The organism is Micromonospora sp. NPDC050417, from assembly GCF_044458865.1.
Taxonomy (GTDB): Bacteria; Actinomycetota; Actinomycetes; order Mycobacteriales; family Micromonosporaceae; genus Micromonospora_G.
The window spans coordinates 161,185-177,934 of sequence record NZ_JBITIH010000001.1 but is presented as its reverse complement, the minus strand read 5'-3'; the positions used below and the strand labels follow the sequence as shown (position 1 = coordinate 177,934).

Here is a 16,750-nt window from a genome sequence, read left to right as displayed (position 1 = left end):
GGCTTGGGGGGAACAGGTGAGCGAGCGCGGCGGCGCGCACGGCTCGCGCGCGGACGAGAGCGCGACGGAGCCCAGCCGGTCCGAGACCGACCTGGTCGTGGTGACCGGGGTCTCCGGCGGAGGCCGCAGCACGGTCGCCCGAGCGCTGGAGAACGTCGGCTTCTACGTGGTGGACAACCTGCCGCAGGCGCTCATGCTGGATATGGCCGAGCTGGCTTTCAAGGCCGGCGGGACCACCCGACAGACGGCGATGGTGCTCGACGTACGTAGCCGCGCCTTCTCGACCGACCTGGCCGGCGCGATCCGGGCACTCAAGGATCGGGGCTTCCAGCCCCGGGTGGTCTTCGTCGACGCCGACGACGAGGTCCTGATCCGGCGGTTCGAGAGCGTCCGGCGCTCGCACCCGCTCCAGGGGGACGGGCGGCTCGCCGACGGCATCGCGGTCGAGCGTGGCCTGCTGGAGGAGGCCCGCGAGCAGGCCGACGTGATCATCGATACCAGTCATCTCAACGTCAACCAGCTTCGCAGCCGGGTGGAGGAACTCTTCGGTGGTGAGGACGCCCGCCGGCTCAAGGTGACCGTGCTCTCCTTCGGCTTCAAGTACGGCCTACCCCCGGACGCGGACTTCGTCCTCGACGCCCGGTTCCTGCCTAATCCATACTGGGTGCCGGAATTGCGGGAACACAACGGTCGGGAGGAAGCGGTGAGCCGATACGTGCTCGGTCAGCGCGGTGCGGTGACCTTCGTCGAGACGTACGCCCGTCTGATCAACGCGACCGCGCCCGGTTTCGAGCGGGAGGGCAAGCGGTACCTGACCGTGGCGGTCGGCTGTACCGGCGGCAAGCACCGCAGCGTGGCGATCGCGGAGGAGCTCTCCAGCCGGTTGCGGCAGGCCCGGCTGGCCGCCAACGCCCAGCACCGCGACCTGGGCCGCGAGTGACAGCGATCAAGGTCGTCGCGTTCGGCGGTGGCCACGGGCTCGCCGCGTCGCTGCGAGCCCTGCGTCGCTGCACGCCCGACCTCGAACTCGACATCACCGCTGTCGTCACCGTCGGCGACGACGGCGGTTCCAGTGGCCGGCTCCGTGCCGAACGCGGCGCACTGCCGCCGGGCGACCTCCGACAGGCCCTGGTCGCCCTGGCCGACGAGCAGCCGGCCACCCGACGCAGCGCCGAACTGTTCCAGCACCGCTTCGCCCACGGCAACGGCGCCCGCCTCTCGGGCCCGGACCCGCTGGCCGGACACGCTGTCGGCAACCTGGTGCTGCTCGGCCTGATGGAGCAGCTCGGCGACCCGGTGGTCGCGCTCGACCACGCCGGTGCCATGCTCGGCGCGGTCGGGCGGGTGCTGCCGATGTCGTGCCAGCAGGTCGAGATCGAGGCCCGGGTACGCGGCGCGGACCCGGCCTGCCCCGACGAGCTGCGGACCGTACGCGGCCAGCACGCGGTGGCGGTGACCCAGGGGCGGGTCGAGTCCGTACGGCTCACCCCGACCGGTCCCCGCGCCTGCCCCGAGGCGGTGGCGGCGGTACGCGAGGCGGACTGGCTGATCTTCGGCCCGGGAAGCTGGTACACCAGCGTGATCCCGCACCTGCTGGTGCCGGAGCTGGCCGCCGCGATCGTCGCCAGCCCGGCCCGCCGGCTGATCACCCTGAACCTGGCGGCGGAGCAGGAAACACTCGGTCTCTCGGTCGCCGACCACCTCGCCGCGCTCCGGTGGTACCTGCCGGAACTGCGGGTCGACCTGGTTATCGCCGACGGGAAAGCGGTAGGTGACCCCGAACCGGTCCATCGTGCGGCAGAATCGCTGGGTGCGCGGCTGGTGGTCGCACCGGTGGCGGTCGAGGACGGCAGTCCACGACATGATCCTGCCGCACTGGGAGCCGCGCTGGTGCCTGTCCTGGGTGCCAATCGTTAAGCACGTACGAATCACCGGCATCACGCCGGAACCGGCCACGAGGTGACGACAATGGCGATGACGGCTGCGGTCAAGGACGAGCTGAGCCGGGTCGACGTGCCCAAACCCTGCTGCCGCCGGGCGGAGATGGCCGCCCTGCTGCGGTTCGCGGGCGGCCTGCACATCGTCTCCGGACGGGTGGTGGTCGAGGCGGAGCTGGACACCGGCGCGGTCGCCCGGCGGTTGCGGCGCGAGATCGCGGAGGTGTACGGCTACCCGAGCGAGATTCACGTGCTCGCCTCCGGTGGCCTGCGCAAGGGCAGCCACTACATCGTCCGGGTGGTCAAGGACGGCGAGGCACTCGCCCGCCAGACCGGGCTGCTCGACGTCCGGGGCCGTCCGGTGCGCGGCCTGCCGCCGCACGTGGTGGCGGCGAACGTCTGCTGCGCGGTGGCCGCCTGGCGGGGCGCGTTCATGGCCCACGGCTCGTTGACCGAGCCGGGCCGCTCGTCCGCGCTGGAGATCACCTGTCCCGGTCCGGAGTCGGCACTCGCCCTGGTCGGGGCGGCCCGCCGGATCGGGATCACCGCGAAGGCCCGCGAGGTGCGTGGGGTCGACCGGGTGGTGGTCAAGGACGGGGACGCGATCGCCGCCCTGCTCACCCGGGTCGGCGCCCACTCCAGCGTGCTGGCCTGGGAAGAGCGTCGGGTACGCCGCGAGGTGCGGGCGACCGCCAACCGACTGGCCAATTTCGACGACGCCAACCTGCGCCGCTCGGCCCGCGCGGCGGTGGCCGCCGCCGCCCGGGTGACCCGGGCGCTGGAGATCCTTGCCGAGGAGGCACCCAACCACCTCACCTCGGCCGGGCAGTTGCGCCTGGAGCACCGCCAGGCGTCCCTGGAGGAGTTGGGCGCGCTGGCCGACCCTCCACTGACCAAGGACGCGATCGCCGGGCGGATCCGGCGGTTGCTGGCTCTGGCCGACAAGCGTGCCCGTGACCTGGGCATTCCCGATACCGAAGCGGCGGTCACGCCGGACATGTTGGCCGTCTGAACGGCCGGCCGGGCGTCCCGCGTGTGCTGTCTCACTTCGACAGTCCCCGGATCGTCGCCCGAAGGTGGTGGGTTTACGCCCCGACGCAACGCGGGAGGGTTCGCTCGGATAAGGTACCCAGCGTACGGCGACGGGGCCGGAACCGGTTATCCGCGCCGTATTCACCGCCTCGGGCGGTCAGGTCCTCGGACCGCGGCGGGGTGGCCGATCACTATCGGCGGCCGACTCCTGCGGTCGGCGCGCACACCTCCGACGGCGATCGGGCTGAACGCCGCCGGACCAGACTGCGAGGAGATGGGCCTGTGACCATCCGGGTTGGCATCAACGGCTTTGGCCGAATCGGCCGCAACTTCTTCCGTGCGGTGCTCGCCTCGGGCGCCGACATCGAACTGGTCGGCGCGAACGACCTGACCGACAACGCCACGCTGGCGCACCTGCTCAAGTACGACAGCATCCTCGGCCGCCTGCCGCACGAGGCGAAGGCGACCGCCGACGAGATCACCGTCGGTGGGCAGACCTTCAAGGCGTTCTCCGAGAAGGACCCGAGCAAGCTGCCGTGGGGCGACCTCGGCGCCGACGTGGTGATCGAGTCGACCGGCTTCTTCACCGACGCGACCAAGGCCAAGGCGCACATCGACGGTGGCGCCAAGAAGGTCATCATCTCCGCCCCGGCGAAGAACGAGGACGTCACGGTCGTGATGGGCGTCAACCACGACCAGTACGACCCGGCCAAGCACAACATCATCTCGAACGCCTCGTGCACCACGAACTGTCTCGCGCCGATGGCGAAGGTGCTCAGCGACACGGTGGGGATCGAGAAGGGTCTGATGACCACGATCCACGCCTACACCCAGGACCAGAACCTCCAGGACGGACCGCACAAGGACCTCCGCCGGGCCCGCGCCGCCGCGCTCAACATCGTGCCGACCTCGACCGGTGCCGCCAAGGCGATCGGCCTGGTGCTGCCGGAGCTGAAGGGCAAGCTCGACGGCTTCGCGCTGCGGGTGCCGATCCCGACCGGCTCGGCCACCGACCTGACCTTCACCGCCACCCGTGAGACCTCGGTGGACGAGGTCAACGCGGCGATCAAGGCGGCTGCCGAGGGCGCGCTCAAGGGCATCCTGGTCTACACCGAGGACGAGATCGTCTCCAGCGACATCGTCACCGACCCGGCCTCCTGCATCTTCGACGCCGGTCTGACCAAGGTGATCGGCAACCAGGTCAAGGTCGTCGGCTGGTACGACAACGAGTGGGGTTACTCGAACCGCCTCGTCGACCTGGTCAAGCTGGTGGGTTCCTCGCTGTGAGCATCGGTACCCTCGACGATCTGCTGGCCGAGGGGGTGTCAGGTCGGCGGGTGCTCGTACGCGCCGACCTGAACGTACCCCTGGACAAGGCCACCGGGGCGATCACCGACGACGGCCGGATCCGGGCGGTGCTGCCGACCCTGACCACGCTGCGGGACGCGGGCGCGGCGATCATCGTCTGCTCGCACCTGGGGCGGCCGAAGGGCGCGCCGGATCCGCAGTACAGCCTGGCGCCGGTGGGCACCCGGCTGGCCGAGCTGCTCGGCTCGCCGGTGACCTTCGCGACCGACACCGTGGGCGAGTCCGCCCGGGGCGCGGTCGAGTCGCTCGTCGCCGGTGAACTGGTGCTGCTGGAGAACCTGCGGTTCAACCCGGGGGAGACCAGCAAGGACGAGGCCGAGCGGGGCGCGTTCGCCGACCAGCTCGCCGGGTTCGCCGAGGCGTACGTGGACGACGCGTTCGGCGCGGTGCACCGCAAGCACGCCAGCGTCTTCGACGTGCCGGCCCGTCTGCCGCACGTCGCCGGTCGGCTGGTCCTGCGTGAGGTGGAGGTCCTCTCCCGGTTGACCGGAGAGCCGGACCGGCCGTACGTGGTGGTGCTCGGCGGTTCGAAGGTCAGCGACAAGCTCGCCGTGATCGAGGCGCTGCTGCCGACGGTGGACCACCTGCTCATCGGTGGCGGGATGTGCTTCACCTTCCTCAAGGCCCAGGGCCACGGGGTCGGCACCTCGCTGCTAGAGGAGGAGATGGTCGACACCTGCCGGGACCTGCTGGCCCGCGCCAACGGCAAGATCGTGCTCCCGCTCGACGTGGTCGCCGCGACGGCGTTCGCGCCGGACGCCACGCACGAGACGGTGCCGGCGGACTCGATTCCGCAGAACCGGCTCGGGCTGGACGTCGGTCCGCGTACGGTGGCGGCCTTCGCCGAGGTGATCAGCGGCGCCAAGACGGTCTTCTGGAACGGCCCGATGGGTGTGTTCGAGATGCCGGCGTTCGCGGCGGGCACCCGGGGGGTCGCCGAGGCGATCACCGCGGTCAACGGGTTCACGGTGGTCGGCGGCGGTGACTCGGCCGCCGCGGTGCGTGCGCTCGGGCTGGACGAGTCGTCGTTTGGTCACATCTCGACCGGCGGGGGTGCCTCGCTGGAGTACCTGGAGGGCAAGACCCTCCCCGGTATCGCCGCCCTGGAGAAGTGATGGCCGCAGCAGCTCCCGTACGTCGGCCGCTGATGGCCGGCAACTGGAAGATGAACCTGAATCACTTCGAGGCCAACAAGCTGATCCAGGAACTGGCCTTCCGTCTCAACGTCCAGCAGCTCACGGACGTCGAGACGGTCGTCCTGCCCCCGTTCACCTCGCTGCGCAGCGTGCAGACGGCGATCGAGGGGGACAAGCTGCTCATCGGGTACGGCGCACAGGATCTGTCGCCGTACCCGCCGGGGGCCTACACCGGGGACATCTCCGGGCCGATGCTGAGCAAGCTCGGTTGCCAGTACGTGGTGGTCGGCCACTCCGAGCGGCGGGCCTACCACCACGAGGACGACATCGTGGTCAACGCGAAGGTGGTGGCGGCACTCGGCAGCGAGATGACGCCGATCCTCTGCATCGGGGAAGGGCTGGACGTCCGCGAGGAGTCCCGCCACGTCGTGCACTGCTGCGACCAGCTCGACGCGGCCCTGCAGGGGCTCACGGCGGAGCAGGTGGCGCAGATCGTGGTCGCGTACGAGCCGGTCTGGGCGATCGGCACGGGCAAGACGGCGACCCCGGAGAACGCCCAGGAGGTGTGCGGGGCGGTTCGTGAGCGGGTGGCGGAGACGTTCGGTAGGGCTACGGCGGAGCAGATCCGGATCCTCTACGGCGGCTCGGTGAAGTCCTCCAACGTCGCGGCGATCATGGGGCAGCCGGACGTCGACGGCGCTCTGGTCGGCGGGGCGAGCCTGGACGCGGAGGAGTTCGCGAAAATCTGCCGGTTCCCGGAGCACGTCACCGCATAGCCGGCCGCTATTCTTGACGGGCCCGTCACGAGAGGACTGACCCTTACCATGCTTCCGATCCAGTTCGCATACACGTTGATCGTGTTGCTGGTCATCACGAGTGTGCTCCTCACCATGCTGATCCTGCTGCACCGCGGCAAGGGTGGCGGGTTGTCGAGCATGTTCGGCGGTGGGGTGAGCTCCAGCCTGGCCGGTTCGTCGGTGGCGGAGAAGAACCTCGACCGTTACACGGTTCTGGTGGGCGTTGTCTGGTTTGCCTGCATTGTCGGCCTGGGCCTCTGGCTCAAGCTCGCGATGGCCAGCTGACCTGCCTTTAGAAAGTTGCCACACCTGCGCGCGGCCCGTGCCCACGGGCCGCGCGCAGCCGTTTTGCCGCACCGCGTCGCACCACGCCGTCGCCGTACCCGGCGGCGGTCCCGCTCGGACGACAGGAGCGAGCAGCCGTGCACAACAACAGCGCCATCCGTGGCACCCGGGTCGGTGCCGTGCCGGCCCGTCCGACCGGCCGGACAGAACCGGCACCCCGCCGGCCGGTCACCTACTGGTGCGTCAACCGGCACACCGTCGAGATCCTGCTGGCGGCCGAGGTGGCACCGCCCGAGACCTGGGACTGCCCTCGCTGCGGTCAACCGGCCGGGCAGGACGCGCAGAACCCGCCGGGTCCGCTCCGCGCCGAGCCACACAAGTCCCACCTGGCGTACGTGAAAGAGCGGCGTAGCGACGCCGACGGGGCCGCCCTGCTCGACGAGGCCCTGGCCGCGCTACGACGCCGTCGCGGGGAGATCTGAACCAGCCAAGGCCCGAGGCGTGAAAAACCCGGCGGGCCCGATGGATCAACCATCGGGCCCGCCGGGCTTCGTACTCAGCGCAGGCTGCGGAACGTCGGCTTGACCTCCGCTGCCGCCGCCCGGTCCAACACCCACCGGGTGCGTTCCACCCCGTGTACACCCGCCGCCGGCAACTGGAGCGCCCCGGCACCGGCCAGAGCCATCCCCACCGCCCCCGCCTTGTCGGCCCCGCCCGCCACGAGCCAGACCTCCTCGGCCGTATTGATCGCGGGCAGGGTGAGCGTGACCCGGATCGGTGGCGGCTTCGGGCTGCCCCGTACGGCGCTGACCGGCCGGGTCTCGTAACCCACCGGGTGCTCCGGGAAGACCGAGGCGACGTGGCCGTCCTCGCCCACCCCCAGCATCAGCACGTCGAAATGGGGCAGGGTGGCCGTACCGGGGGCCGCCGCGGCCAGGGTCTGCGCGTACCGGGCCGCACCCGCCTCCGGGTCGTCCCCGTCCGGGCCGTCCGAGGCCGGCATCGGGTGGATCCGGGCCGGGTCCAACGGCAGGTGGTCCAGGAGAGCCGCCCGGGCCTGGGTCTCGTTGCGTTCCGGGTGTCCTGTCGGCAGGAACCGCTCGTCACCCCACCACACGTCGACCCGGGACCAGTCCACCGCGTCCCGGGCCGGCAGGTCCCGTACGGCGAGGAAGACCGCGCCGGCGATCCGGCCGCCGGTCAGCACCACCCCCGCCGTACCACGCTCGGACTGCGCGTCGATCAGCTTGACCACCAACCGCGCCGCGACCACCTGGGCCACGACGGACGGGTCGGCGTGTACCTCTACGACGGTTTCGCTCACTTCGCGGATCCACCCGGTGCGACCGGTGCGTGGCTCTTCGCACCACCGGAGGCCGCCGGAGCGGCCGGTCGGCGGGGCGGCGTCGGGTCCTTCCAGATGTGCACCCGCTGAGCCGGCCGCAGGTCGAGACCACCGAGACCGGTGGTCGCGCTCAGCGCCTCGGCGTAGACCTGGTCGGCGTCGAGCCGACGCAACTCCTCCGCCAGCTCGTCGCCGAGGGGTCGACGGGTCAGCGGAAGCTGCCGGTCGGCCTGCCCGGTCCGTTCGAAGGTCGCCATGTTGTTTTCCCGGGTGAGCACCAGGTGGTCGCCGTTGGCGCAGAGCAGCTCCACCGAACGCATCCGGGCGTGCTCGGTGGTCTCCTGCAGGCGCGGCTTGATGCCGAGCCGAGCGGCGAGCCAGCCGAGCATCAGGGCGGCGGTCGGGTCGGCCTTCGGCGCCACCACCGTGGCGTCGGTGACCCGGGCCGCGGTGGTGTCGAACGCGCCCGCGACCAGGGTGCGCCACGGGGTGATCCGGGTCCAGGCCAGGTCGGTGTCGCCCGGCGCGTAGTCCTGGGCCCGCTGGCGCAGCGCGTCGATCGGGTTGATCGCCTGTGCGGCGTCGGTGATCCGCCGGTCCGCGACGACGCCGAGGAAATCGTTGGCGATCTGGGCCGGCGGCTCACTGTGCCACCAGGTGACCACCGGTACGTCCGGCACCAGCAGCGGCATCACCACCGACTCGGCGTGCAGCGCGAGCCGACCGTACATCCGCATCACGACGGCCTCACAGGGGCCGAGCCGGCCGCCGACCACGATCTCGGCGTCCAGCCGGCTCTGCTCCCGCTCGACGTCCGAACGGACCACGACCAGCAGCCGGCACGGGTGCGCCGCCGCGGCGATGGTCGCGGCGGCCTCGGCCTCGCGGACCCGTTTCTCGTCCACCACCACGATCAGCGTGAGCGCCATGCCGCTGGCCACCCCGCCCGCGCTGCGCCGCTCGGCGGCCAACGCCTTCACCACCTCGTTCCCGGTGGTGTCCCATAGGCCGATCAAAGGAGCCTCCTGGTCTGCTCGCTGCGCCCGCTGGTCCGCCCGCTCACGCCCGCCGCCATGCCCGGCCCTCGCGGGCCAGCATCTCGTCGGCCGCCCGAGGGCCCCACTCGCCGGCCCGGTACGGCTCCGGCTTCGTCTCCTGCCAGGCCGTCTCCAACGGGTCGATCACCTGCCAGCTCTGTTCCACCTCGGCCGCGTCCGGGAAGAGCGTCCGGTCGCCGATGAGCACGTCGAGTACGAGCCGCTCGTACGCCTCCGGGCTGGACTCGGTGAACGCCTCGCCGTACTGGAAGTCCATCGCGATGTCGCGGACCTCCATGGTCGTGCCGGGGACCTTGGCGCCGAACTTCAGCACCACGCCCTCGTCCGGCTGGACCCGTACGACGAGCTGGTTGTTGCCGAGCATCTCCACGTCGGTGGCGCCGAACGGCAGGTGAGGTGCCCGCTTGAACATGATCGCCACTTCGGTGACCCGGCGGGGCAGACGCTTCCCGGCCCGGATGTAGAACGGCACCTCGGCCCAACGGCGGTTCTGGATCCCGAGCCGTACGGCCACGTACGTCTCGGTGGTCGAGTCCGGCGGGATGTCCTTCTCGTCCAGATAACCGACCGCGCGCTGGCCGGCCACCCAACCGGGCAGGTACTGCCCGCGTACGGTGCCGGTCGAGACGTCCTTCGGGATGGTGATGGCCCGCAGCACCTTGAGCTTCTCGGCCCGGATCTCGGCGGCGTCGAAGCTGGTCGGCTCCTCCATCGCCACCAGGGCGAGCAGTTGCAGCAGGTGGTTCTGGAGTACGTCGCGGGCGGCGCCGGCGTGGTCGTAGAAACCGGCCCGGGAGCCGATGCCGACGTCCTCGGCCATGGTGATCTGCACCGAGTCGACGTACTTGGAGTTCCAGAGCGGTTCGAACAGGTTGTTCGCGAACCGCAGCGCCATGATGTTCTGGACGGTTTCCTTGCCCAGGTAGTGGTCGATGCGGAACACGTCGTCCCGGGTGAAGACGTCGTCGACCAGGTCGTTGAGCGACTTCGCCGACCGGAGGTCGGAGCCGAACGGCTTCTCCACCACCACCCGGCGCCAGCCGCCGGACTTGCCGTTGTCCGCCATTCCGGTACGGGCGAGCTGCTTCAGCACCACCGGGAACGCGGCCGGTGGGATGGAGAAGTAGAACGCCGCGTTGCCGGTGATGCCGTGCGTGGAACGCAGTTCGTCCAGGGTCGTGGCCAGGCTGTCGAAGGCCTCGTCGTCGTCGAACGAGCCGCCGACGAACTTGATGTTGCCGGCCAGCCGGGACCAGACCTCCTCCCGCCACGGGGTCCGGGCGCCCTTGCGCGCCGCCTGGTACGCGAGCGACTCGAAGTCACCGTCGCCCCAGTCCCGGCGAGCGAAACCGAGGACCACGAAGCCCGGCGGCAGCAGCCCTCGGTTGGCCAGGTCGTACACGGCCGGGAGCAGCTTCTTCTGGGCCAGGTCCCCGGTCACACCAAAGATCACCAGAGCGCACGGCTCCGGGATGCGCGGCAGCCGCCGGTCCTGCGGATCGCGCAGCGGGTTCACAGCGCCTCCTTCCTTACTCAGCCCCGGGCTCATCTCAGCCCCGCAGCTCTCGGACCGCGTCGAGCAGTTGCGCCACACCGGCAGCCCGGTCGGTCAGGTGCAGCCGGAGCACCGGCCGCTTCCGGCCCGCCAGGGCCTGCCGGTCGCCGGCCGCCTGGGCCGCCTGCAACTCACCGAAGGTGTACGGCTTACCCGGCACCGGCAGGTCGTCGGCGACCGCGCCGGTGATCTGGAGGTAGGAGCCGACCTGCGGACCGCCCTTGTGGTACTGGCCGGTGGAGTGCAGGAACCGGGGTCCCCAGCCGAAGGTGACCGGGCGCCCGGAGACCTCGGCGAGCAGCGGGCGCAGCTCGGCCGCGTCGGCGTCGCCGAACCGGTCGAGGTACGCCATCGCGGCCAGGTAGCCGTCCGGGCCGAGCCCGTCGGTCAGCCAGCGGAGCACACCGGCCAGATCGTCCGGGGCACCGGCGGGGGCGTAGACCTCGACCGCGCCGATGGTGAAGGACGGTGTTTCGTCCGGCAGGCCGCCGGAGAGCAGCCGGTTGGTGTTCTCCTTGGACTCGGTGACGTTCGGCTGGTCGAACGGGTCGATGCCGAGCACCACCCCGGCCAGCGCGGTCGCGTACTCCCAGGCCAGGAACTGCGCGCCGAGTGGGCCGTTCACGGCGAGCTGGGGCGTGATCCCGCCGCCGGGGTTGGCCCCGGGGGCGAGCGCGCCACCGTAGGTCACGGTGAGCACGTCCGCACCGGTGGCGCCGGGCGCCTGCGGCGATTCGACCACCACGGGCAGGATGCCGACACCGGCCTTGCCGGTGGACTCGGCGATGAGCTGCTCGGCCCAGTCGCCGAGCCCTTCGATGCCGGTGCCGTCGGAGATCAGCGCGACCTTGTCCTGGCCGCCGGTGGCGGCGGTGCCGAGTGCGGCACCGAGCGCGAGCGCCGGGTTCTCCTTGTCTCCGCCGAGGGTGGCGGAGAACTCCTCGGCCTGGTCGAGCAGTTCGGCCACCTCGACCCCGGCCAGTGCCGAGGGAACGAGCCCGAACGCGGTGAGCGCCGAGTAGCGGCCGCCGACGTTGGGGTCGGCGAGGAGCACGAAGGCGCCCATCTCGTTGGCGGTCTCGACCAGCGGCGAACCGGGGTCGGTGACGATCACGAAGTGCCGGCCGGCTTCCGCCTCGGTCAGTCCCGCGTCGAGGAACGCCTGCCAGTACGCCCGGCGGTGGCTGTCGGTCTCCACCGTCGAGCCGGACTTGCTTGCGACCACGACGACGGTCTGGAGGAGCCGGTCGCCGAGGGCGGCACGGACCTGACCGGGGTCGGTGGTGTCGAGGACGGTCAGCGGCTTGCCGAGGGTACGGGTGATCACCTCGGGGGCCAGTGACGAGCCGCCCATGCCGGCCAGCACCACGTGGTCGAGGTCGGCCAGTTCGGCCTTGAGCTCGGCGAGTTGGGGGAGGAGTTCACGGCTGCGCTGGTGGGTGTCCACCCAGCCGAGCCGGACGGCGGCCTCGGCCTCGGCGTCCGGCCCCCAGAGCGTGGCGTCCTTGCTGGCCAACCGGCGCGGTGCGTCGTCGGCGACCAGGGCGGTGCGGGTGGAGCCGGGCGCGGAGGCGTCGATGGCCTCCGCGCCGTAGACCGTGAGTCCGGCCGCCGCCTCGGCGCTCCCCAGGTCCTGGGTCACGCGTTGCCCCCCGCCTGCTGGGCGGCTGCGGCGTTGCCCTGGGCCGCCTGGTTGGGGTGGTTGGCTCCGGTGGCCGCCGCGGTGAGCGACTTGCGTACGCCTTCGAGCAACTCTTCCCAGCTCGCCTCGAACTTCTCGACGCCCTCGCGCTCCAGCGTGTTGATCACGTCGTCGAAGTCGACGCCGACCGCGATCAGGTCGGTGAGGACCTTCCGGGCGGCCTCGTACGAGCCGGTGATGGTGTCGCCCCGGGTCTCGCCGTGGTCGGCGTACGCGTGGATGACCGACTCCGGCATGGTGTTGACCGTACCGGGAGCGATCAGTTCCTCGACGTAGATCGTGTCACGGTAGTCCGGGTTCTTCGTCGAGGTGGAGGCCCAGAGCGGGCGCTGCGGGTGGGCGCCAGCGTCGGCGAGCGCACGCCAGCGGTCGGTGGAGAAGACCTCCGAGTAGCGCTCGTAGGCGAGCTGGGCGTTGGCGATCGCCGCCTTGCCCTTGAGCGCCTTCGCCTCGGCGGAGCCGATCTTCTCAAGCCGCTTGTCGATCTCGGAGTCGACCCGGGAGACGAAGAACGAGGCGACCGATCCGATCTTGGAGAGGTCGTGCCCGTTCGCCTTCGCCTGCTCCAGACCGAGGAGGAAGGCCTCCATCACCTGCGAGTAGCGGTCGAGACCGAAGATCAGCGTCACGTTCACGCTGATCCCCTCGGCGAGGGTGGCGGTGATCGCCGGCAGGCCGGCCTCGGTCGCCGGGATCTTGATGTAGAGGTTCGGCCGGTCGACCAGCCACCAGAGGGACTTCGCCTCGGCCACGGTCTTCTCGGTCTCGTACGCCAGCCGCGGGTCGACCTCGATCGACACCCGGCCGTCGACACCGTCGGAGCTGTCGTACGCGGGCCGCATCACGTCGGACGCCCAGCGCACGTCGTACGTGGTGAGCATCCGTACGGCCTCTTCCACGGCCACGCCGCGCAGGGCGAGGTCACGAAGCTGCCAGTTGTACTCGTCGGCGTCGCTCAGTGCCTTGGCGAAGATGGTCGGGTTCGTGGTGACACCGACCATGTGCTTCTCCCGGCGGAGCTGGTCCAGCCCGCCGGAGCTGAGCCGCACCCTTGAAAGATCATCGAGCCAAACCGCGACGCCCGCCGCGCTGAGCTCACCCAACCTGTCCGTCATGTGCTGACCTTCTCTCAGTTACCGGTGGTGGAGCCAGTGATCTCGCCGACCTTCGCCAGCGACGCGTGAGCGGCGGCGACGATGTGGTCGGGAGTAAAGCCGAACTGCTCGAAAAGCACGGTGTGCGGGGCGCTGGCGCCGTAGTGCTCCAGGCTCACCGTCTCGCCCAGGTCGCCGACCAGGTCCCGCCAGGACATGGCGATGCCGGCCTCGACACTGACCCGGGCCCGTACGCCACGCGGCAGCACCGACTCGCGGTACGCCGAGTCCTGCTCCCGGAACCACTCCTGGCAGGGCATCGACACGACCCGCGTGGGCGTGCCGGCGGCTTCGAGGCGGTCCCGGGCGGTGAGGCAGAGCTGCACCTCGGAGCCGGTGCCGATGAGGATGACCGCGGGCTGCGCGGTGGACGCCTCGGCCAGGACGTAACCGCCCTTGGCGACACCCTCGGCGGAGGCGAGCGTCTCACGGTCCACCGTCGGCAGCGGCTGCCGGCTGAGCGCCAGCGCGGCCGGCCGGTCGGTGTTGGTGAGCGCCTGACGCCAGGCCCACGCGGTCTCGTTGGCGTCCGCCGGGCGGATCACGTCGAGGCCGGGAATGGCACGCAGCGCGGAGAGGTGTTCGACCGGCTGGTGGGTCGGGCCGTCCTCGCCGAGGCCGATCGAGTCGTGCGTCCAGACGTAGACCACCGGCAGCTTCATCAGCGCGGCAAGCCGGACCGACGGGCGCATGTAGTCGCTGAAGACGAGGAAGGTGCCGCCGTAGGGGCGGGTGCCGCCGTGCAGCGCGATGCCGTTGAGGATCGCACCCATGGCGTGCTCACGGATGCCGAAGTGCAGCGTCCGGCCATACTCGTGACCCGGGAAGTCCTTGGTCGCGTACTCGGCCGGGATGAACGACGGCTCGCCCTTCATCGTGGTGTTGTTGCTCTCGGCCAGGTCGGCCGAGCCGCCCCACAGTTCGGGCAGCACCGGGGCGAGCGCCTCCAGCACCTTGCCCGAGGCGGCCCGGGTGGCGACGCCCTTGGCGTCCGCCGGCCAGGTCGGCAGCGCGTCGGTCCAGCCGGTGGGCAGCGTACGGGTGGAGAGCCGGTCGTGCAGCGCCTTGCGCTCCGGGTTCGCCTCCGCCCATGCCTGGTACGCCGTGTTCCACTCGGCGTGTGCCGCCTGGCCGCGCTCCAGCGTGCCGCGCGCGTGGGCCAGCACCTCCGGGTCGACGGCGAAGCTCTGCGCCGGGTCGAAGCCGAGGATCTTCTTGGTCGCGGCGGTCTCGTCGGCACCGAGCGCGGAGCCGTGGATCTTGCCGGTGTTCTTCTTGTTCGGCGCGGGCCAGCCGATGATGGTGCGCAGCGCGATGAACGACGGCCGGTCGGTGACCTCCTTGGCGGCGTTCAGCGCCGCGTGGAGCGCCTCCACGTCCTCGTGGTAGTCGCCCTGGTCGGCGTCGCCGGCCCGCCAGTCGACGGTCTGCACGTGCCAGCCGTACGCGGCGTACCGGGCGGCGACGTCCTCGCTCTTCGCGATCCGGGTGTCGTCCTCGATGGAGATCTCGTTGTCGTCGTAGATCAGTACGAGGTTGCCGAGCTTCTGGTGTGCGGCCAGGGCGCTCGCCTCGTGGCTGATGCCCTCCTCGATGTCGCCGTCGGAGGCGATGCACCAGATGTGGTGGTCGAAGACGGACTGGCCGGGCTCCGCGTCGGGGTCGAGCAGGCCCCGCTCACGCCGCGCGGCCATCGCCATTCCGACCGCGTTGCCCAGCCCCTGGCCGAGGGGCCCGGTGGTGGTCTCGACGCCGACGGTGTGACCGTGCTCGGGGTGGCCCGGGGTGAGTGATCCCCACTGGCGCAGCGACTTCAGGTCGTCCAGGCTCAGGCCGTATCCGCTGAGGTACAGCTGGATGTAGAGAGTGAGGCTGGAGTGTCCGGCGGAGAGCACGAACCGGTCCCGACCCGGCCATGCGGCGTCGGACGGGTCGTGCTTCAGCAGGCGGTTGAACAGCAGATACGCGGCGGGCGCGAGGCTCATCGCCGTGCCCGGGTGACCGTTGCCGGATTTCTCGACGGCATCCATGGCCAACACTCGGACGGTATCGACGGCCCGACGGTCGAGGTCGGACCAGTTCAGCGGAGATGACGCGGGTCGTTTGGCAGCCACGATGGTTTGTGCTCCTAGGCAGTGGTCGGAACCCTCTGGGATGACCCTAGCGACCCGGGCTAAACGTGCGCCCGGGGATCCAGATGCCGATACTCTCGACCAGGCTGATTCGGTTGTTCGAGCGCGTCATGGAGATGTGACCGCCCGCACCCTTGACGGGTCGCCCGGTCAGCCAAAAGGGCGACGCGTAGGCTGTCGGTCGGCGTGCTGACCCGGCCCGGTCGCTGCCGAATCCGATCTCCCGCCTCGATGCCGGAAGGTGGCAATCCGTGAGCACGATCACCGAGCGCCCGGTCGCCACCACCCCTGGCGGGAGTCCGGCGGGAGATGTGCCCGCCGGCTCGACCGTTCGTGGCAGTGACATCGGCGCGGTGGTGCGGGCGTACGTGTCGCTCACCAAGCCCCGGATCGTCGAGCTGCTGCTGATCACGACCGTGCCGGCGATGATGCTCGCGGCAAAGGGTCTGGGGTCGCTCTGGCTGATCGTCGTGGTGCTTGTCGGTGGCTCGCTCGCCGCGGGCGCGGCGAACGCGTTGAACTGCTACATCGACCGCGACATCGACCAGTTGATGCGGCGTACGAAGCGACGTCCGCTGCCGACTCACACGGTGGCGCCGCGCAACGCGCTGATTTTCGGCCTGACGCTGGCGGTGGTGTCGGTCGTCCTGATGGCGGTCTTCACCAACTGGCTCGCCACGGCCATCACCCTTGGCGCGATCGCCTACTACGACCTGGTCTACACCATGTGGCTGAAGCGGACCACGTCGCAGAACACGTTCTGGGGCGGGATCTGCGGGGCGGCGCCGGTGCTGATCGGCTGGGCCGCGGTCACCGGGTCGTTGCCGCCGGCCGCGTGGGCGCTGTTCGGGCTGGTCTTCTTCTGGCAGATGCCGCACTTCTACGCGCTCGCCATCAAGTACAAGGACGACTACGCGCGGGCCGGAATTCCGATGCTGCCGGTGGTGGCCTCGGTCCGTCGGGTCAACCTGGAGATCGTGATCTTCTCCTGGCTGACCGTGGCCACGTCGCTGGCGGCCTGGCCGGCGGGGGCGGAGTTCGGCCTCGGCCCGATCTACGGCATCACCGCCGTGGTGACCGGTGCCGTCTTCCTCCTTGAGGCGCACCGCCTTGAGGGACGGGCCCGGCGGGGTGAGCCGCTCAAGCCGATGCGGCTGTTCCACTGGTCGACGACCTACCTGACGATCCTCTGCGTCGCGGTCGCGCTCGACGCGCTGATCTGAGTCGTACGCGTCTGAGTCGTACGCGT

15 protein-coding genes are annotated in these 16,750 nt (G+C 70.7%); 9 read left to right on the top strand and 6 right to left on the bottom strand.

Translation table 11 applies throughout. The annotated features are described in order from the left end of the window. Positions 1-16: 16 nt before the first annotated feature. The 8 genes from rapZ (at position 17) to ACIBF5_RS00700 (ending at position 7,037) form a co-directional block, all read left to right on the top strand. Entirely contained in the window at positions 17-940 is a 924-nt protein-coding gene (gene rapZ / locus ACIBF5_RS00735) for an RNase adapter RapZ (RefSeq protein WP_396806682.1), read from the top strand. Then, positions 937-1,917: a uridine diphosphate-N-acetylglucosamine-binding protein YvcK gene (yvcK, locus tag ACIBF5_RS00730; RefSeq protein WP_396806680.1), complete on the top strand. Its 981-nt coding sequence runs from the start codon at positions 937-939 to the stop codon at positions 1,915-1,917. The genes rapZ and yvcK overlap by 4 nt, the downstream gene beginning before the upstream one ends. 51 nt (positions 1,918-1,968) lie before the next feature. Next, positions 1,969-2,949: a DNA-binding protein WhiA gene (gene whiA / locus ACIBF5_RS00725; RefSeq protein ID WP_396806678.1), complete on the top strand. Its 981-nt coding sequence runs from the start codon at positions 1,969-1,971 to the stop codon at positions 2,947-2,949. A gap of 302 nt (positions 2,950-3,251) precedes the next feature. Then, a complete protein-coding gene (gene gap / locus ACIBF5_RS00720; RefSeq protein WP_396806676.1) occupies positions 3,252-4,256 on the top strand; it encodes a type I glyceraldehyde-3-phosphate dehydrogenase in 1,005 nt (334 codons plus the stop codon). Beyond that, on the top strand, positions 4,253-5,452 hold the full coding sequence (locus ACIBF5_RS00715; RefSeq protein WP_396806674.1) for a phosphoglycerate kinase: 1,200 nt from the start codon (positions 4,253-4,255) through the stop codon (positions 5,450-5,452). The genes gap and ACIBF5_RS00715 overlap by 4 nt, the downstream gene beginning before the upstream one ends. Beyond that, positions 5,452-6,249, top strand: a complete 798-nt coding sequence (tpiA, locus tag ACIBF5_RS00710; RefSeq protein ID WP_396806672.1) for a triose-phosphate isomerase — start codon at positions 5,452-5,454, stop codon at positions 6,247-6,249. Before ACIBF5_RS00715 ends, tpiA begins: the two co-directional genes overlap by 1 nt. Positions 6,250-6,297: 48 nt before the next feature. After that, complete coding sequence (gene secG / locus ACIBF5_RS00705) at positions 6,298-6,555, top strand: preprotein translocase subunit SecG (protein ID WP_121155430.1); 258 nt, start codon at positions 6,298-6,300, stop codon at positions 6,553-6,555. A 137-nt stretch (positions 6,556-6,692) separates the two neighbouring features. Beyond that, positions 6,693-7,037: an RNA polymerase-binding protein RbpA gene (locus ACIBF5_RS00700; protein WP_396806670.1), complete on the top strand. Its 345-nt coding sequence runs from the start codon at positions 6,693-6,695 to the stop codon at positions 7,035-7,037. A gap of 74 nt (positions 7,038-7,111) precedes the next feature. Here the strand turns inward: ACIBF5_RS00700 and pgl are convergent, their stop codons facing one another. From pgl to tkt, 6 genes are read right to left on the bottom strand one after another with little or no spacing between them, the layout of a single operon-like run. After that, positions 7,112-7,879, bottom strand: a complete 768-nt coding sequence (gene pgl, locus ACIBF5_RS00695) for a 6-phosphogluconolactonase (protein ID WP_396806668.1) — start codon at positions 7,877-7,879, stop codon at positions 7,112-7,114. Beyond that, positions 7,876-8,916 carry a glucose-6-phosphate dehydrogenase assembly protein OpcA gene (locus ACIBF5_RS00690; RefSeq protein WP_396806666.1) on the bottom strand — a complete coding sequence of 347 codons (1,041 nt, stop codon included), beginning with the start codon at positions 8,914-8,916 and terminating at the stop codon, positions 7,876-7,878. The genes pgl and ACIBF5_RS00690 overlap by 4 nt, the downstream gene beginning before the upstream one ends. A 43-nt stretch (positions 8,917-8,959) precedes the next feature. After that, positions 8,960-10,507 carry a glucose-6-phosphate dehydrogenase gene (zwf, locus tag ACIBF5_RS00685; RefSeq protein ID WP_396806664.1) on the bottom strand — a complete coding sequence of 516 codons (1,548 nt, stop codon included), beginning with the start codon at positions 10,505-10,507 and terminating at the stop codon, positions 8,960-8,962. A 1-nt stretch (position 10,508) separates the two neighbouring features. Next, the gene (locus tag ACIBF5_RS00680) at positions 10,509-12,155 is read right to left on the bottom strand and encodes a glucose-6-phosphate isomerase (RefSeq protein ID WP_396806662.1); all 1,647 of its coding nucleotides are present in this window, start codon (positions 12,153-12,155) and stop codon (positions 10,509-10,511) included. Next, on the bottom strand, positions 12,152-13,330 hold the full coding sequence (gene tal, locus ACIBF5_RS00675; protein ID WP_396806660.1) for a transaldolase: 1,179 nt from the start codon (positions 13,328-13,330) through the stop codon (positions 12,152-12,154). The genes ACIBF5_RS00680 and tal overlap by 4 nt, the downstream gene beginning before the upstream one ends. A gap of 14 nt (positions 13,331-13,344) precedes the next feature. Further along, positions 13,345-15,483: a transketolase gene (tkt, locus tag ACIBF5_RS00670; protein ID WP_396806658.1), complete on the bottom strand. Its 2,139-nt coding sequence runs from the start codon at positions 15,481-15,483 to the stop codon at positions 13,345-13,347. A gap of 269 nt (positions 15,484-15,752) precedes the next feature. Here tkt and ACIBF5_RS00665 point away from each other — a divergent pair, with 269 nt between their 5' ends. Next, positions 15,753-16,724: a heme o synthase gene (locus ACIBF5_RS00665; RefSeq protein WP_396806656.1), complete on the top strand. Its 972-nt coding sequence runs from the start codon at positions 15,753-15,755 to the stop codon at positions 16,722-16,724. Positions 16,725-16,750 lie beyond the last annotated feature (26 nt).

Excerpts from the sequence above, each read along its gene's own strand:
- tal (WP_396806660.1), bottom strand. The coding sequence starts at position 13,330 with ATGACGGACAGGTTGGGTGAGCTCAGCGCGGCGGGCGTCGCGGTTTGG.
- secG (WP_121155430.1), top strand. The coding sequence starts at position 6,298 with ATGCTTCCGATCCAGTTCGCATACACGTTGATCGTGTTGCTGGTCATC.
- whiA (WP_396806678.1), top strand. The coding sequence starts at position 1,969 with ATGGCGATGACGGCTGCGGTCAAGGACGAGCTGAGCCGGGTCGACGTG.
- tpiA (WP_396806672.1), top strand. The coding sequence starts at position 5,452 with ATGGCCGCAGCAGCTCCCGTACGTCGGCCGCTGATGGCCGGCAACTGG.
- zwf (WP_396806664.1), bottom strand. The coding sequence starts at position 10,507 with ATGAGCCCGGGGCTGAGTAAGGAAGGAGGCGCTGTGAACCCGCTGCGC.